Consider the following 16,114-nt stretch of genomic DNA (forward strand, 5'->3'; position numbering starts at 1 on the left):
ACCAAACTCTCATCAGTGCGAACTCGAAACTTGCCAATTTCCGCGCGTGCGTTGGGAGAGACCCACTAGACCCACCAGACCCACCCCCTTGCGGCGTCAGCGGGCCTCAACCGACCAGCGGACAACACCGCCTCCAGCACCACCTCGCCGGACAAACCGCAGCTTGTTGACGATCCGCCCCTGCCGATCTCGAAGGAAGTTTCCCAGTCGCAAGGTGCTGACCACGCCACGATCGCCGGCGATCCGTAGGAAGGCGTCGTTTAGCTCGGGGTGCCGCAGCTCGGTTGGCTCACCCATCTGGCTTTCTTCTCTCGTTCCTGCCGCAAGGGCCGCGTCTTTGACGGTCAGGGCCTCGTTCCCGAAGGCAGCCGACCACAGGCGCAGCAACTCTCCTAACTGGTCCAACTCGGGATCGTCAGCACGGGCGGCATCCATGCTGCCAACCGGGTCCGCACAACCGAGCCACACGAGAGCAGAGCGGACGAGCCGAGACCAGTCCGCGTAGGACTGTACGGGGGCGAGTAGGCCAGGCGTACCGGCCGCAAGATAGGCCCGAACAATCACCAGGGCGGCGGAGACATAGGCTCCCCGGGCAGACAGCACTGTCGCAACCGGATCGCCTTTGAACACTCGCAGCTCTGGCCGCTCAACCCCGGCGTCCAGGTCGCACACCATTACTCGGCGAACCATATCGCCGCGCACTCGCAGGTTGTTACCTGTGGCGAAGATTACCGCCCGGTTCTCAATCTCGACGATCCGCGATGTGCCGAGGGGGCGGAGCCGCAGCATCGTTCGCTCTGTCGCCTGAGCGAGCAGATCCCCGCCCAGCTCCCCGTTGACGTTGTCCAGGCTGACGACGGGAAAGCCGGACAGCAGCAGTCCGGTGAGGCGCTTCTCCGTTTCAGCCTCTTCCGGCGCGACCGAGGTGACTGGGCAGAGACGACCGGTGGCAATGGCACTGGCCACGTCCACCATATAGCTTTTTCCCGTCCCTGCCGTGCTGGCGCGGAAGGCGTGCATGGGCGCGATGCTCATAGCCCCCCGAACCACGGGCGTGATGCAGCCGGACAGTGCTACGGACAAGGAGGTGCCCTTCTTTGGTTCCCCCTCTCCTCCTCCAGGTACGAAGGGAAACTCGGCCAAAAGGTCCTTCATCAGCTGCAGCGCGACTTCGGCGTCTGACCGAGACGGTTTGTCATTTTTCGCGGCAGGCGTGAGGCGGAGGGTCGGGTCGGCAGCATGGTAGAGCCGCGTCGCGGGGTCGTAGCCCGGCTCAATCAGCAGGCTCCCGTCAGGCCGCAACGTCGGGGTCGTGGTGACGCCCGCGATCACCGGCAGCCGCCACCGTCCTTCCCGAGACAGCAGGATTGCCGCGACGTCACCGGGCGGATCGATGACGAGCCACTTGCTTGCCCGCTTGTCGTAGCGACAAAACTCGGCCACGTCGCATAGCACGTCCCGAATGGCGGGTGACGTCACGGCTGCCACGCCGGCGGCTAGGGTCGTACGGCCGTGGGAGGCAGGCACCTCCCGCGTCACCGGCCGGACCAGCTCATGTGCTCGCTGGAAGATCGGAGCGCCTGCTCGGATGATCGCGCTTTCCGCCATACTCGTCATACGGTTCAGCTCGCCGGCCGCGCTCGGGATGATGGGGCGCCCGTTCCTTCCGAATTTCGGTGGTGGCTTCGTCGGCTCTGGCTGCCCCTTTGCATCTTCCGCGGAAGCCTTCTTTTCCTCCGAGCCAGCATGGGTGCTCCCGTTTGGCTTCGGTTTCTCGGCGGCTGCCTGTGCTGCACCGCGGCGCTCGGCCACCGCGGCGTGCAGGGCATGTAGGGGAAGGTCGAGCCTCTCGGCGGCATCCTCCACCTCATCTCGAAAGGCGTCCCATGCCAAGCTCGCCAAGCGTGAGAGCTCGGCCTCCACCGCGGGAGCATAGGACGCGCTCATCCCTTCTGGCCTTTCCGGGCAGCCCACCGGGCAAGGGACAACATCTCGCCGCCGCGGGTGCGTTGCTCGGCATGCTCGAGCAGCCCCCGCCAGCGATCGCCCAGCGCCTCCGCCACGTCCTCAGGATCGTTGCCGGCGTTCACCGCCTCGATCACGACAGCAAGCGCCAATGGATGGCGCGCCACTTTCTGCCCGACTGCCTGCGCCGCGGCAGCGGCCTCGAGAAGCTTGCGGGCCTCGGCCAACGCACCGGGCGCGCCGCCGGTCTGGCCAGCCCGCCAAACCGCCCTTGCGGCCGTCCGATCATAGGCGCCAGGCTGGCCCTCCCGCAGCGCCTCAGGTCGCGCCAATCCGGCACTCACAAAGGCGAGGTTCAGGGTACGGACGAAACGCCCCACGTCCTCCGCCGCCACGGGGGGAAGGTCCCGCGGCCGGAGAGAGTGCAAATTCTCCACCGGCCAGACATACCGGCCGGAAGGAGCCTTCACGTGCGGGCCGAACGCGGCGATCTGCCGACCGGTCTCGTAGCCGGCGTTCAGCGCGTAGACCTCTCCGCCGACGCTCGGGAGGTTCACGTACCGGATGGGGCCGACCGGCCGATAGAGCGTCACACTCCGGCCGGGCTTACCGATCCGCACGGCCGGCGTTTCCCCAAGAGTGGTGAGCCGCACGGCCTCGAAGAGTGCGGACGCGTCCGGCGTGTCACAGTCGTTGTCGACGCCGATCGCGCAGAAGCCGCAAGCGACACCCCAGCCGGTGACGGGCCAACGGCGAAGCCAACGCTCAACCTGATCTGGTGAAGGGGGCACCATCGCCAGCGCGTTCCAGCCATTCACTGCTGGCAGCTTTGCGCCCGGCTTCAGCGGGAAGATGTGCCAGCCTTGATCCAGCAGGCGCAGCGGATCGCAGTAGGGGGTGGCGCTGTATGCCGTACTCATCAACGCGGCATCCCACGGGCGAAGCGTTCTTCCGGGGTGAGCTCAGGATGACCAAGGGCAGCGCGGGCCGCTCGGACCTGCTGCGCCTCAAAGGCCTCGATGTCCTCCATGCGGTAGACGACGGCGCCGCCGAGCTTGAGGTAGATCGGCCCCTGTCCGAGCCAGCGCCAACGCTCGAGCGTTCGGGGTGAGATGCCCCAACGATGGGCGACCTCGTTCTGGTGCAGATGGCGGAGAGGAGCGCAGCGATGGGGTGTGCCGCGCGCTTGGTCACCGGTGCTGTTGTTGGGCATGCGAACCGCGTCGAGGTCGTGCCGCCATGGCCCTGTGCCTGCGCGGTCAGCCCCGTCCTTTCGCGGTGAATCTCCGATCTGCGGCCCCGAAGTGATATGGCGGCGGCCCTCAAGGTTGTGAGGAATGGCCATAAAAAAGGTATGCAAAACAATGGGTAGAGAAGAAAGTTGTGAGGCCGGCGAGAAGGTTGTGAAGGGGTGGCTGCGAGCTCTTTCAAAGCCTGGCTTGATGCGCTGTCGGCGCATCCCGATCCACTCAAGAGTGGCTCTTTGAGGGTGGTGAAGCAGCGAGGCGCTGTTTCCGCTTGAGCACCCCGCCCGGCCTAGGGCATGCGGTTAAGTGTCGAAGCAAAGCGAAGGGAATGACGAGAATGGCCAAAGCCTACTGGGTTGCCACGTACCGCTCAGTCAGCAACCCGGATGCCCTGGCTGCCTACGCCAAGCTCAGCGGCCCAGCCATCGCTGCTGCAGGCGGACGCATCCTCGTGCGTGGGACGCCTTCCCACACCTATGAGGCAGGGCTCTCACAGCGTACCGTCGTCATCGAGTTCGACAGCGTGGAGCAGGCGCAAGCGGCGCATGACAGTGCAGCCTATCAGGAGGCGCTGGCTGCCCTCGCCGGCGGCGCTGAGCGCGACATCCGCATCGTCGAAGGGGTTTGAGGGCAGTCGCAAACCGGCCAGGCTGCGGCACCTTGTGACCTGACCGACGCGGGCGGAGCCAGTTTCAGGCGACCTGTTCGCTCAGCGCCGTCCCGAGCCGCAGATGCGGGTTCAGCCGATAGCCCTGGAACTTCCTGCTATCGATGACGTCGTCGAGTTGGAAGGGCACGCCGAAGGCTGTGCGCGACTGTTCTGTCAGCGTCTTCCGCAATCCCACAACGAAGTGCCGAAGGCTGTCTTCGGTCGTTCCCACTGCGGTAGCCAGGCTCCGCGTGGGGACAAATGGATGTCCAGTGTCACCACGGCCAGCCCGCTGCCCTTCCTGGTAGGCCGGCAGCAGCGCACGGATGATGGCGGCATGCCTCTTCTTGAGGACAATTTGCCCGTCAAAGAGTACCTGACCACGCGACGCGTCGATGGTGAAGGTCAGTGGACGCGGCACAGTGCGGACGCTGCGTCTCTGTGCCTGGGTGGCCGTGTCAGGTTCAAGCTCCACCGGGTCGCGAAGCTGCACATCTGGCGCCTGCGTGGCCTGCAGCATGGCTAGAAGGGAGTGGTCGGGCAGGCTCAGGTGGTCGCTGAGCGTCAAGCGGCCGGTCTCGGCCTCCAGGGCGGCAACCACCGCTTTGCCATGACGGACATGCATCTGGTGCAGCCGGGTGGCCGCCACGCCGGGCGGTAGGTCGAGGTAGCGCAGCGCACGGAATACCTCGCCATGCGCGCCGAGGAACCCGGCCTCGGAGGAGTCAGCATAGCGATGCGCAGCCAAGACGTAGGACTCGGCCGTGACCGCCTCCACTCCGGCCCGTCGCTCGCCGCGGAACAGCTCGACAACGTACTGGCTGGCCGGCTCGAGGTGACCGCACCGCGCGGCGAGGATGCCGAAGCGCCGATCCAGGCACTGGGTGCACACCCCGCAGTGCTTCCCGTTCTTGAACGTGGCCTCGCGGGTGGAGCCACAACTGAAGCTCGGTGTGATGAGGTCGCCGCAGCCCGCCTCGGCGATGCGCCGGACGATGTCCGCCTTGGTATCCCAAAAGAAGGGGTTCCGAACCTCGGCCTGGGAGGAAGTCACCCGGGAGAACAGCGCAGCGTAGTCGCGGAGCACCAGCGGGTGCGTGGTCCGCGTGGCGCGGGTGCCGAGGACGTGGCTGGCGATCGGCAGGTTCGTGCTGACGATGCCGTTCTCGTAGAAGGACACCCCTTTTTGACCGAAGAGGTGGGCCACCACCATGCCGAAGCAGGCGAAAAGGAAGGAGCGCGTGCGCTGCGTTGACTCCGCCATCTCGCCAGCGCCTTTCAGGCCGAGACCGACATGGAGGAGCTGGTCCTGCCCCGCACGCTCCCTAAGAGACGCGGCTAGACGGGTTTGGATGGAGTGGAGGAGGTTCGCCGACTGGTACGAGGCGAGCACCACGGGGATGCGGCGGACCAGCAGCGCATCCACAGCACCGGCGAGGGAGTCGAGCCCGCCGGAGAAGAGGATGATCTCCTCGGGCCTGAACTCGCCCCGCGGCCCGCTGCCCCGCAGGTCGAGGTAGTCCTGCTGCGGGGTGGGATGCTCGTCCCGCACGAAGTCGAAGGAGAACCGGTCACCCGAGAGAAAGCCCAGCGTATTGGCGAGCATGACGTTGATGGTGGGCGTGTTCCAGAACTCCGGATCGCGTACCGCGATGAGGAAGTGCAGACCGCGCCGCCACTTCGCTCCCTCTCCTTGCATCTCCGGCCCGTCACGGGAAATCCGGCGGTCGGCCGCGTGCACGTAGCAGGCGATGTCGAACAGGTCGGCAAGCCGGTCCGGCACGTTCGCCATCATCTGGCGGGTGATCTCAGACAGCGTCACAGTGAGCGTGGAGGTGCGGCGCCCGCGCACGCCGATGTCGAGGGTCAGATCAGGCTTGCGGCGCCAGGTGTCCGTTGCCCCGGCACAATGGATGAGAAGGTCAAGCATGCGCGGCGGCCTCTGCCCGAGCCTGCAGCTCGGTCCTGACCTTCGCGAAAGCGCGTCGGGCGAACTCGCCCGCTTTCGCCGGCGTGATGCCCCCCTCGTAGTTCGTCTTGCTGAACCAGCTGGCGGCGTTCTCCTCGACGATCTCCGACGTCTCGCGGCAGTGGATCTCCAACGCGCGCTCGAAGACGTGGTGGTCCTTGAGGCTCGGGAAGCGCTGGGCACCACCGACGTGGTCGGGCAGCACGCGGCTGAGATAGTAGGCGAGGTACTCGCGGGTCACTCGGGCGAAGAAGTCGCGGGCGAGGACGGCGAAGCGCGCCGGCTTGGCAAGGTCGTGGAGGGCAGTGCGGGCATCGTCGGCGGCATAGGTCGTGCCGAAGAGACCGCCGGCGTCGCGCCCGGCCACCGAGACGAGACTCTCCACAGCGGCTGTTGCCGCCATCTCGCTAAAGTCGGTGGCCTTGGGATCGCAGGCGATGCCCCTGTCGACCGCGGCCATGAGCGCCGCGCCGATCTCGATGAGCGAGGGTTGGCCTGTCGTGTCCAAGCCGAGGGCGAGCAGAGCCTCGCCGAAGTCAGCCTCGCGGGCGGCGAGCGGCAGCTGGGTAAGCAGCCAGAAGCCCTGGCGGAGTGCGCCGTCGTCGCCCGCCCGCTGCAGGCTGCCTTCTGCGGCTTTGCCCACTGCGGCCGCGAGCTCGGCCGCGTCCGCACCGCCGGTGATGAGGGCCACGACGGCTTGCCAGGGGCGGGTCGCCGGGAGTTTGCCCAGTCTCTGATGGCCCATCGGCGATGCCCCTCAGGCGAATCGATGTTCTTTCTGTGTTCTACTTTGGGGTGGCTGTCCGGTTTGGTGCAATAGGAAAGCAAGCTCGCCTTTTGGCCGGGCTACGCAAGCGTTCTGCCTGGCTCCTTTGTGGTCACTGGATTTCGCTAGAGGATTGTTTCCGCTACTCCTTTGCTGCCGGCGAGGCGATCGTCATCGGCGAACATGCATCGCCAAACCCCCAAGCTCCGGCCTCAGCCCACGCTTAGCCTCCACCTCCCCCCGCACCTGCGCGAGGTCTGCGCTCTACTCGCAGCCGGCCTGGTGCGGCTCCGTGCCCACACCGCCGTGGATCTCGCCCGCGACGCAGAGCAGGGGCGGGGCTCGGGAGAGAGTTCGCTACACTTCCCGCTCGAACAGAGCGGTCGTGTCCCTCCCGAAACTCGGAGGCACGCATGACGCAGAGATCGATGGCAGGGCAGGGAAGGGCGCCCGGGAAGCAGCAGGCGGCCCCGCCTGTGTCACCCACACCGGTGTTCCCGGCCATCCCGCCTGCTGACGTGCTGGGCCGTTTGGCAGCCCTCCAGAGCACGCCCACGGCGCACCTGAAGCAGCAGTGGCGCGAGCTGTTCGGCAAGGAGCCGCCGCCTTTCAACCGCGCCTACCTCCAGAGCCGGCTGGCCTACCGCATCCAGGAGCTCGCCTATGGCGGGCTCAGGCCTGAGACCCGCGCCCGCCTGGAGGCACTCGGCGAGCAGCTGGACGGGGGCAACGTGGTGCTTCGCCGCATCCGCGCCGACAGCCGCCCCTTGGCCGGCACCCGCCTGCTGCGCGAGTGGCAGGGGGTGGAGCACGCGGTCACCGTGCTGGCGGACGGGTTTGAGTTCGAGGGCCGGCCCTACCGCTCGCTGTCCGCGGTGGCGCGCCACATCACCGGCACCCGCTGGAACGGCTGGACATTCTTCGGCCTCAAGGGGCAGGGGAGGGGCGCATGAGCCGCCGGCAGGGCAGGGCGGCCGAGGTCGTGCCGCCTCCTACCCCCGTTCGGCGCCTCCGCTGCGCCGTCTACACGCGGAAGTCCACGGACGAGGGGCTCGACCGCGAGTTCAACACCCTCGATGCCCAGCGGGACGCCTGCGAGGCCTACGTGGTCAGCCAGCGCCAGGAGGGCTGGACCCTGGTAGCGGACCGCTACGATGACGGCGGCTTCTCGGGCGGCACCCTGGAGCGCCCGGCGCTGCAACGCCTATTGCGCGATGTCGAGCAGGGCCGGGTCGACATCATCGTCTGCTACAAGATTGACCGCCTCTCGCGCTCGCTGATGGACTTCTCCCGGCTGGTGGAGACCTTCGAGGCGCACGGGGTGACGTTTGTCTCGATCACCCAGAGCTTCAACACCACCACCTCCATGGGCCGGCTGACGCTCAACATCCTGCTCAGCTTCGCCCAGTTCGAGCGCGAGGTGATCGGCGAGCGCATCCGTGACAAGTTCGCCGCCTCCCGCGCACGGGGCATGTGGATGGGTGGGCACGTGCCGCTTGGCTACGAGGTCAGGGACAGGAAGCTGCTGGTGTACGAGGCGGAGGCCAGGACAGTCCGGCGGGTGTTCACGGCCTTCCTGGACACACAGTCCGGCACCGAGACCGCCCGCCTGCTCCAGGCGGACGGCCTGACCAGCCGGTCGGGGCGGCTGCTGGACAAGGGCGACGTCTACAAACTGCTGAACAACCGTACCTACGTCGGTGAGGCGGCACACAAGGGGAAGGTCTATCCCGGCGAGCACCAGCCCATCATTGATCGGGCGCTCTGGGACAAGGTGCACGCGCTACTGAAGGAAAGCCCGCACACCCGGGGCAACGGCACGCGGAACCAGACGCCGGCGCTGCTCAAGGGGCTGATCTACGGCGCGGACGGTCGGGCGCTCTCGCCAACGCACACGCGGCGCCGGGGGCGGCTGTACCGGTACTACGTCTCGCAGGCGGCGCTGAAGGGCACCGACACAGCGGAACAGGCCGACCCCACCCTCGTGCGGCGCGTTTCCGCGGCCGAGATCGAGGCGGCCGTTGTGGGGCAGGTGCGAGCCCTCCTATGCCAGCCGGAGATCATCGTGGGCACCTGGGCGGCGGTGCAGGTCAACGACCCCGACCTGACCGAGGGCGAGACGCGAGACGCCCTGCACCAGTTAGAGCCGCTCTGGGACGAGCTGTTCCCGGCGGAGCAGGCGCGGATCGTGCGGCTGCTCGTCGAGCGGGTGACGGTGTCTAGCACGGGGGCGGACATCCGGCTCCGAGTGGAGGGGCTGGCAAGTCTGGTGCGGGATCTCGGCACGGGCAGGGCGACGATGCTGGAGGCAGCGGAATGAGCGCCTCCACCAGCCTCACGGTCCAGGTGCCGCTCAGCATTCGACGCCGGCCAGGGCGGAAGACCGTAGTGACGCCGGATGGGACGGCGAGTGCTGCCATACCAGCACTGACGATCTCCACTCGCACCGATCCAGCACTGGTGAAGGCGCTGGCGCGCGCTTTTCGGTACCAGCGCCTGCTAGATGAAGGGCTGTATGCGTCAATCACTGAGATTGCGGAAGCAGAGAAGCTGGACCGGGGCTACATGGGGCGGTTGCTGCAGCTGACGCTGCTAGCACCGGGCCTGATCGAGGCAGTCCTGAACGGAACACCGTGCCCGGTAATCGGCTTGCCCGGATTGCTGAAGTCCGTCCCAGCGGCTTGGAGAGAACAGGCTGTCGAGCCAGGTTAACAGAGCTGTGCCGGACGACCTGCTCGGCACAGCCCTATAGTCGAATAAACCGATCTCAGCGCCAGGCAGGGCGGCCCAAGTTCACGTCACGGCCGCTGGTCAACGCACCGCCTGCGGCACCCGCTGCGCCGCCGATCAGAGCGCCCGTTCCAACGCTGCCTCCGGTAAGCGCACTCACACCAGCTCCTGCTCCGGCACCCAGGAGGCCGCCCGAAACGGCACGGTCGCCGGTGCTATAGCCGCAGCCGCTCAGGCCCAAAACGGCTATGCCAAGGAGCAGGACACCTGTTTTGCGCATATTTATGTTCTCCCTTGTTAGTGGGCTAATCAGACCGAGGTCTGGACACCAGATTAACTTGCCATTGTCAGCGGCCGCCGAGTAGCTGACCGAGGATCTCTGCCGGTTGCAGCCCATCTCGGCGCCGGTTGTCTCGGGAATAATCATCCCGGCGACGGTCGTAGTCGCGGCGGCGATCATACTCCCAACGACGTGCGTCCTCTCGACGCCGGGGCTCGGCCCAGCGTCGATCGTCACCACGATGGCGGCCGTAGTCCCGGTCTGAGCGGCGGTCGTAGTGCCGTTCCCGGCGCCCGTTTCCGCTTTCATCCTTCCAGGGATCAGCCAGAGCGGAAGGCACAGGGCCTGCCAGCATCGCAGCAAAACTGCCTAGGAGAAGAGCCCTCCACCCCGTCATGACGCCTACCCCTTTCCTGGGTTGGGTTTGTAGATACTCGCCGTAACGGTCTTGGGCGGGAAAGGTCGCATTGGGCTATGCGGAAAACCTGCCCGAGACCCCTGAGGAATATCTACATCGCACCATTCTGCTTCGAATGTGCCCTTACGATGGCTTGTTTATGGAGTTCTGCGTGTCGAGATCTGGTTGATCATGAGGCTTCGCAAGGACTCCGGAAGCACATATCTGCCGCACCAGCTTCGTGTTTCAACTTACAGTTCTATGCCCGGTCGTGAGCATCCGTAGAGTGCGAATACCAGCAGACACACAGTTTCCCACTTAACGAGCCTCTTCCGAGAGGTGGCTGCAGAAGGACTTTATGGGCCAAGTCTGAAACCTAGTACCCTCGACTGCTTTCCTATTTATCTTCGCCGCCGCCCTGAGCGCCGTGTGCGCTCAAGGCACCACCACCTCGCAGCGGAAGTCCTCGAACTTTCCAGAGGCGGTCCGGGGCAGATCCGGCAGGTAGACCAGGGTGATTTCGAAGGTCGGACCGAACTTCTCCTGCACCCAATGGCGAAGGGCTTTTTCCTCCTCACTCGCGAGCGGCCGCGCCACCACCAGCCGCAGCTCGATGCGGTGGAGGGCAGTCTGAGCGAGTTGGTAGCCTTGCAGCGGTGGCGCTGCCGACAGCAACGCGCCGATGTCGGGTGAGGAGAGGAGCGGCCATCGGCGCTCCCCTGAGGGCAGCAGGAGCATGTTCTGCGTGCGGCCGAGAATGCGCCGGAGCACAGGGAGGCCACGTCCACAGAAGCAGGGCGGCCCGACTTCGGCGAGGTCACCGATGTCGTAGCGGATCAGCGGCATGGCGAAGTTGTGGAGCGGCGTCACAACCACACGCCCAACCTGTCCCGGGCCGCAGGGCTGCCCGGCGTTGTCCAGCACCTCCAGAAAGACGCTCTCGGACTGCACGTGGTAACCCTCGCCATACGGGCATTGAAGCGCGAGATACCCAGCCTCTCGCGTGCTGTAGATGTCGGAAACGGGCACTCCCCAAGCCGTATGGCAGGCCTCGCGTACACCCGGCCGCAAGGTTTCCGAGATGGTGATGACCTCTTTAAGTCGTGCAGGCCGCACGCCTTGCGTCAGGCATGCCTCAGCCAGGGCCTTTGCGATGCTCGGATGCGTCAGCAGGTAATCGGGGTCTCTCCGCAACAACCACTCGACCTGGCGATCAATGGGAGTGGTGATGTTGAGGCCCACCAGCGGTCCGGTCGCGAACACGGTGTCTGTGGAGTAGCCCCAGGAGGCAGACTCCGTGCCCTCGGGCCATGGCGCTTTGCCCTTACCGCTCTCCCGGATGGTGGCGAAGGTTCCGGCGAGGTCCCGGCGGTGCCAAAGGTGGTCGCGCACGGTGAACGCGCTCCAGACCAACTCCCAGAGCTGGCTGCGCACGGAGCGGATCGGCTGACCGGTCGAACCGGACGTGAAGATCTCCCGCCAGTCTCCGTGACCAGCAGGCAAGGCGTCCGCAAGCATTGCCTCCGCGTCGTCGGCGGCCTGGATCTCCTCACGCCGCAGGAGTGGGATGCGGCGCCAGGCCTCCATCCAACTGCTATCAACGGGCAACTCGGAAAGCCCTTGGGCGAGGCGCCCACGGTAGAAGGGCACCTGGGCTGCGGCGTGCGAGAGCAGGCGAGCAAGCTGGTCACGCTGTCGCGCGAGCAGCCGCTCCTCCGGCCACCACTGGCTGCTCTCCAGCTGGAACAGGATCGACAGCATGGCCGCGCCATTGGCGGCGGGAATACCGGGCCAAGCGATCCCATCCACTGCCGAGTGAACCGTGAATTCCGGCTGCGGCATGGTCGCTCCTCTCCCCTTTTCCGGCAGCACCGAGCCTGAAACCGTGCCACCACGCCTCACGTTTGCCACGAAGATGCAACTATCCGGGAGATCAGTACTCTTGCTTCTCAGGCGGCATCAGGAGGGTGAATGCAGTCGGCGGTGATCAGTGCGGCAATGCTTGGCGTGCTGCAGGTGAGCCTGCCCGTCGCCACTGCCGCACCGGCGAGCCGGCCGATCCCTGAGGCCGCTGGTGCGGATGGAGGGAGAGGCACGTCCCTGGTGCGCGCGGGTGCCGCAGGGTTCCTTGCCTCCCCTGAAGCCCGGCAATCCCCCCTGGTCACCGTGGGCGAGGGCGGCGAAGGGGGCGAGGGTGGAAAGGGGCGCCGCTCCCGTCGGCGCGGTCGCGACGACCGGTACGGCTACCGCGAGCCGTACCGGTACCGCGCCGAGCCACCCTACTCCTACTCCGCGCCCCCTCAGGCTCGCGCCCGGCCCTACGCTGCGCCATCGGATTACGGCAACGCCCCGGAGCCGGCGCCGCGCTACGTCCCCCCGAGACCTGGAGGCGGCACATGGGTGGACCCGGGGAGCTGAGGCCGGACAGGGCGAACCGCTTGGTAGAGGACCGATCTATCGATCCAGGTGGGAAGGCTCCGAGGGGTAGGCGCTTCCAGCAGTTGGTGCGCCCGCTTGGCGCACCTATTCGGTTTCTCGTTCGGCCGGTGACGCTTCTCGCCCTGGCCTCTGCCGGGCTTGCTGTCGGGTGCGTGTTCGTCGGCTGGACCCTGCTTCGCCTGCCGGTTGATGGAGGGATGGTCGCGGATCCGGGCACCGGTGGCTCTCTCGTGCTGGAAGCCGCAGATGGGGAGGCGTTTGCGGCCCGCGGGGTGCTGCGAGGAGATGCGATCACCGCCGACCGTTTGCCCCGCCGTCTCGCCGATGCCGTCATCGCCATCGAGGACCGGCGCTTCTATGAGCACGGCGGAATAGATCCTCGCGGTGTTCTTCGCGCGGCCCTGCGCAACGCCACCGCCGGCCGAACCCGTGAGGGCGCCAGCACCATCACCCAGCAGCTGGCACGCCTGCTCTACCTCTCCCAGGAGCGAACCCTGGCCCGAAAGGCGCAGGAGCTCCTCATCGCCGTTTGGCTGGAGCGACAGCTCTCCAAGGATGAGATCCTCGCCCGCTATCTCAGCAGCGCCTATTTCGGGGCTGGTGCCTGGGGCGCCGATGCCGCGGCCCGACGGTACTTCGGCAAGGCCGCAGGTGACTTGAGCCTGGCTGAGGCCGCGATGCTGGCAGGTCTCGTCCGTGCCCCCTCCCAGTTGGCACCGACGCGTAACCCTGAGGGCGCCCGCCAGCGTGCCGGGCTGGTGCTCACTGCTATGGTTGAGACCGGCCGTGCGACACAGGCAGATGCCGCCGCGGCGCGTGATGCCCCTGTTGCGCTCCGCACCCCTCCCGAGATGGTCCCCGGGCGCGGCTACTTTGCCGACTGGGTCGAGGCCGAGACACGGCGGCAGGTCGGACCAGTGCCCGTCGACGTGATGGTGCGCACAACGCTTGATCCAGCCCTTCAGGACATTGCCGAGCGAGTGGTCGGGTCTGCTCTGGATCGTGAAGGAACACGCGCCAAGGTAGGGCAGGCCGCGCTTGTGGCCCTCTCCCATGATGGAGCGGTGCTCGCCGCCGTCGGCGGACGTGACTACGGAGCGAGCCAGTTCAACCGGGTCACCCAGGCGCGGCGTCAGCCGGGCTCCCTCTTCAAGCTCTTCGTGTATGGCGCGGCGCTGGAAGCAGGATGGCAGCCCGATACGTCGGTTGTGGACCAGCCGGTGCGGATAGGCACATGGGAGCCGCAGAACTTCGGCGGGCGCTACCGGGGCCGCACCACCCTCAGGGACGCCTTCGCCCAATCGATCAACACGGTCGCGGTTCAGGTCTCTGAGGCCGTCGGGCGCAATCGGGTGATCGAGGTGGCAAAGCGCCTGGGTGTGCGCTCCGAGCTTGCCTCCGTCCCCAGCATTGCCCTTGGCAGCACCGAGGTCACTCTCCTGGAAATGGCAGGTGCCTTTGCGGGGGTCGCGTCAGGATCACGGGTGGAGCCCTATGTTCTTCGTGCCGTCAGGGCACGCGATCGCCCTCTTTACTCGAGGGCCGAACCGGGGATCGGAGGCGGGCAGACAGCACCCGTCCTCACACCGGCTGCACGGGCCGGCCTGCTCGACCTTCTGCTCGCCGTGGTGCGCGATGGAACCGGGCGAGCCGCCCAGCTTCCCCGCCCAGTGGCCGGAAAGACCGGGACTACACAGGATAATCGCGACGCCTGGTTCGTGGGCTTCACCGCCGACGTAGTGGTCGCTGTGTGGGTCGGGAACGACGACAACACACCGACCAACAACGTGACAGGTGGCACCCTTCCGGCCAACATTTGGCGCGCCTTTGTCTCCGAGGCAGACCGGGTGAAGACCGCGACCGCACAGGCAGCCGCGGTGGCTCGTCCAGTACCGCCCGGGGCAGCAGGACGTCCCCCTCAGGCTACCGCACCATCAGCACCGCCTGCCATGCCTCCGCGCCCGGCGGTTCGAGGTCAGGCAGTTGTCCTGGACACGGGCACTCTACGGGTCGCTGGGCAGGTGGTGCGGTTAGGAGGCGTCATCGGCTTTTCGGGCGAGCCTGCGCGCGACATGGCGCTCTACCTGGCCGGGCGCGAGGTGATATGTGAACCCGCAGATGCCGGGACGCACCGCTGCAAGGTCGGTGACCGCGACCTCTCCGAGGTGGTGTTGTTTAATGGCGGCGGCCGCGCCGCCAGGGATGCCGAAGCATCCTTGCAGCGAGCCGAGGATCAGGCCCGAGAAGCTAGTCGAGGCCTGTGGGCTGCATGGTGACGGTTAGTTCTGCTGGAAACACGGTGGAGCCCGGCACCCTGCCACAACACCGCCCGTTTCACCGGGTAGGGCCAACCTCCTGCCGAGTAGATCAGTGGAGGTAGCAATGCGAAGCCTGCGTGTTCTTGCCGCCTTTGCTGGGCTCATTATGCTGTCTGGCTGCGAGACGAGTACGTGGGACGGTTACCCGCAGAGGCCCTACGCCACACCGCCTTACCCTCCGACCTATAGCCAACCCCCAGCCTACCCTCCTCTTGGACGGCCTGGTGACAGCAGGGAAGGTTACCGAGGTGGGGAGGATGATCGCTTGAGGCGAGACGGCCGTGGCTACACGCCTTATGGCGGCGCACCGGCTTACCGACCGGAGGATACCCCACCCACCTACCGTCAGCCCGAGTACGGCGACCGGAGCCCCCGCCAGGACGAGAGTGGACGATACTATCCACCTCCTTCACCGTACGGAGGTTCGTCCCCATACGCTGATGACGACCGGCGCAATGACCGCGGTGGCGATGACGGCAATGCTGTGCCATCGTTGCTTGAGCGCTGGCGGCAGCGCGACGCACCGGCGTACCGGCCGGATGCTGCGCCTCCGGAGAACTCCGGGGATGCTTATCGTGCTCCGCCGACCACAGAACCAGATAGGCTTCAGCCAGATCTGGGAAGACCAACTTGGCGGTAACTGGCACACCTCCCACCGCGGGTCGCGCGTACAAGCGGACCTTCCTAAACACTGCTGTCCTTGGTCAGCGGGGTAGAAAATCGGGCCAGGTCGGACTGGTACCCCATGGAGGCATATGATGCGGTTCGCGCTCCTCGCCGCCATCCTGGCAGTTTCCCTCATGCAGATCAGCCCAGCCGCCGCCGATGCTGACACACTGCCTGTGCAGTATGGCGGTGAATGGCGAGGCGGTGGGCGCGATTACCCGGCTTATCGCGACGACCTCGAACGCGAGGAGCGCCGCGCCATGCGACGGGAGCGCCGTGCGGAGCGTTATGCGGCCTTCCACGAGCAGCGCATGCGTACCCACTATCAGCGGGGCGGCCGCGACTGGGCGCGCCTGCCCGACTTCGAAAAGGACCGCTACATCCGAGATGAATGGGAACGCTGGGGCAGAGATCGCTGGGGCCGCTGATCACTCTTCCAGATGGCTCGAAATCTTCAGTTGAGACGCCAGGGCAGCAAATAACTCGGCAGGGCGACGAGCCGCTTCAACGGACTATCATCTCCGCTCTGCCCCTGTCCTGGCCATTCGCGCGACGCTGTCGCCTTCCTGAAGGCGGCCATGGCCGCTCAGACGGCAGTTAGGCACTGAAGTGGAGAGCAGCCGCTCACTTCCGCCCTGCTTACCTGCCGGGCTCTGTCACCGGGTGGTGCAGGGAGCGGCCTTACCTT

The 16,114-nt window shown here is 66.5% G+C and carries 12 protein-coding genes; 6 read left to right on the forward strand and 6 right to left on the reverse strand.

Features of this window, described 5'->3' with window-relative positions; genetic code table 11:
* Window positions 1-96: 96 nt before the first annotated feature.
* The 3 genes from D9599_RS08910 to D9599_RS31265 are packed head-to-tail and all read right to left on the reverse strand — an operon-like array spanning window position 97 to window position 3,424.
* Complete coding sequence (locus tag D9599_RS08910) at window positions 97-1,893, reverse strand: hypothetical protein (RefSeq protein WP_198380885.1); 1,797 nt, start codon at window positions 1,891-1,893, stop codon at window positions 97-99.
* Between the two features lie 50 nt (window positions 1,894-1,943).
* Complete coding sequence (locus tag D9599_RS08915; protein WP_198380886.1) at window positions 1,944-2,885, reverse strand: bifunctional DNA primase/polymerase; 942 nt, start codon at window positions 2,883-2,885, stop codon at window positions 1,944-1,946.
* Entirely contained in the window at window positions 2,885-3,424 is a 540-nt protein-coding gene (locus tag D9599_RS31265) for an AlpA family transcriptional regulator (protein ID WP_232480308.1), read from the reverse strand. Before D9599_RS31265 ends, D9599_RS08915 begins: the two co-directional genes overlap by 1 nt.
* A 125-nt stretch (window positions 3,425-3,549) precedes the next feature.
* On the opposite strand from D9599_RS31265, the gene D9599_RS08925 reads away from it, so the two are divergent.
* Window positions 3,550-3,840 carry a DUF1330 domain-containing protein gene (locus D9599_RS08925; RefSeq protein ID WP_198380887.1) on the forward strand — a complete coding sequence of 97 codons (291 nt, stop codon included), beginning with the start codon at window positions 3,550-3,552 and terminating at the stop codon, window positions 3,838-3,840.
* Between the two features lie 64 nt (window positions 3,841-3,904).
* Here D9599_RS08925 and D9599_RS08930 read toward each other — a convergent pair whose 3' ends face one another.
* Together D9599_RS08930 and D9599_RS08935 are read right to left on the reverse strand one after the other, a co-directional pair.
* Complete coding sequence (locus D9599_RS08930; protein WP_198380888.1) at window positions 3,905-5,791, reverse strand: 7-cyano-7-deazaguanine synthase; 1,887 nt, start codon at window positions 5,789-5,791, stop codon at window positions 3,905-3,907.
* Window positions 5,784-6,521, reverse strand: coding sequence for a hypothetical protein (locus tag D9599_RS08935; protein WP_198380889.1), 738 nt, complete (start codon window positions 6,519-6,521; stop codon window positions 5,784-5,786). The genes D9599_RS08930 and D9599_RS08935 overlap by 8 nt, the downstream gene beginning before the upstream one ends.
* 488 nt (window positions 6,522-7,009) lie before the next feature.
* Here D9599_RS08935 and D9599_RS08940 point away from each other — a divergent pair, with 488 nt between their 5' ends.
* Genes D9599_RS08940 through D9599_RS08950 form a run of 3 tightly spaced genes read left to right on the forward strand, consistent with a single transcriptional unit; the run spans window position 7,010 to window position 9,308 of the window.
* Window positions 7,010-7,549, forward strand: coding sequence for a DUF2924 domain-containing protein (locus D9599_RS08940; protein ID WP_232480309.1), 540 nt, complete (start codon window positions 7,010-7,012; stop codon window positions 7,547-7,549).
* The gene (locus D9599_RS08945) at window positions 7,546-8,916 is read left to right on the forward strand and encodes a recombinase family protein (RefSeq protein WP_198380890.1); all 1,371 of its coding nucleotides are present in this window, start codon (window positions 7,546-7,548) and stop codon (window positions 8,914-8,916) included. The genes D9599_RS08940 and D9599_RS08945 overlap by 4 nt, the downstream gene beginning before the upstream one ends.
* The gene (locus D9599_RS08950) at window positions 8,913-9,308 is read left to right on the forward strand and encodes a hypothetical protein (RefSeq protein ID WP_198380891.1); all 396 of its coding nucleotides are present in this window, start codon (window positions 8,913-8,915) and stop codon (window positions 9,306-9,308) included. Before D9599_RS08945 ends, D9599_RS08950 begins: the two co-directional genes overlap by 4 nt.
* A gap of 1,130 nt (window positions 9,309-10,438) precedes the next feature.
* On the opposite strand, the gene D9599_RS08955 is transcribed toward D9599_RS08950, so the two are convergent.
* On the reverse strand, window positions 10,439-11,875 hold the full coding sequence (locus tag D9599_RS08955) for a phenylacetate--CoA ligase family protein (protein ID WP_198380892.1): 1,437 nt from the start codon (window positions 11,873-11,875) through the stop codon (window positions 10,439-10,441).
* Between the two features lie 674 nt (window positions 11,876-12,549).
* Between D9599_RS08955 and D9599_RS08960 the strand changes: the two genes are divergently transcribed.
* Entirely contained in the window at window positions 12,550-14,718 is a 2,169-nt protein-coding gene (locus tag D9599_RS08960; RefSeq protein WP_309228585.1) for a PBP1A family penicillin-binding protein, read from the forward strand.
* 800 nt (window positions 14,719-15,518) lie between these two features.
* A complete protein-coding gene (locus D9599_RS08965; RefSeq protein ID WP_198380894.1) occupies window positions 15,519-15,854 on the forward strand; it encodes a hypothetical protein in 336 nt (111 codons plus the stop codon).
* Window positions 15,855-16,114 lie beyond the last annotated feature (260 nt).

Source organism: Roseomonas sp. KE2513 (genome assembly GCF_016107305.1).
Classification (GTDB): domain Bacteria; phylum Pseudomonadota; class Alphaproteobacteria; order Acetobacterales; family Acetobacteraceae; genus Roseomonas.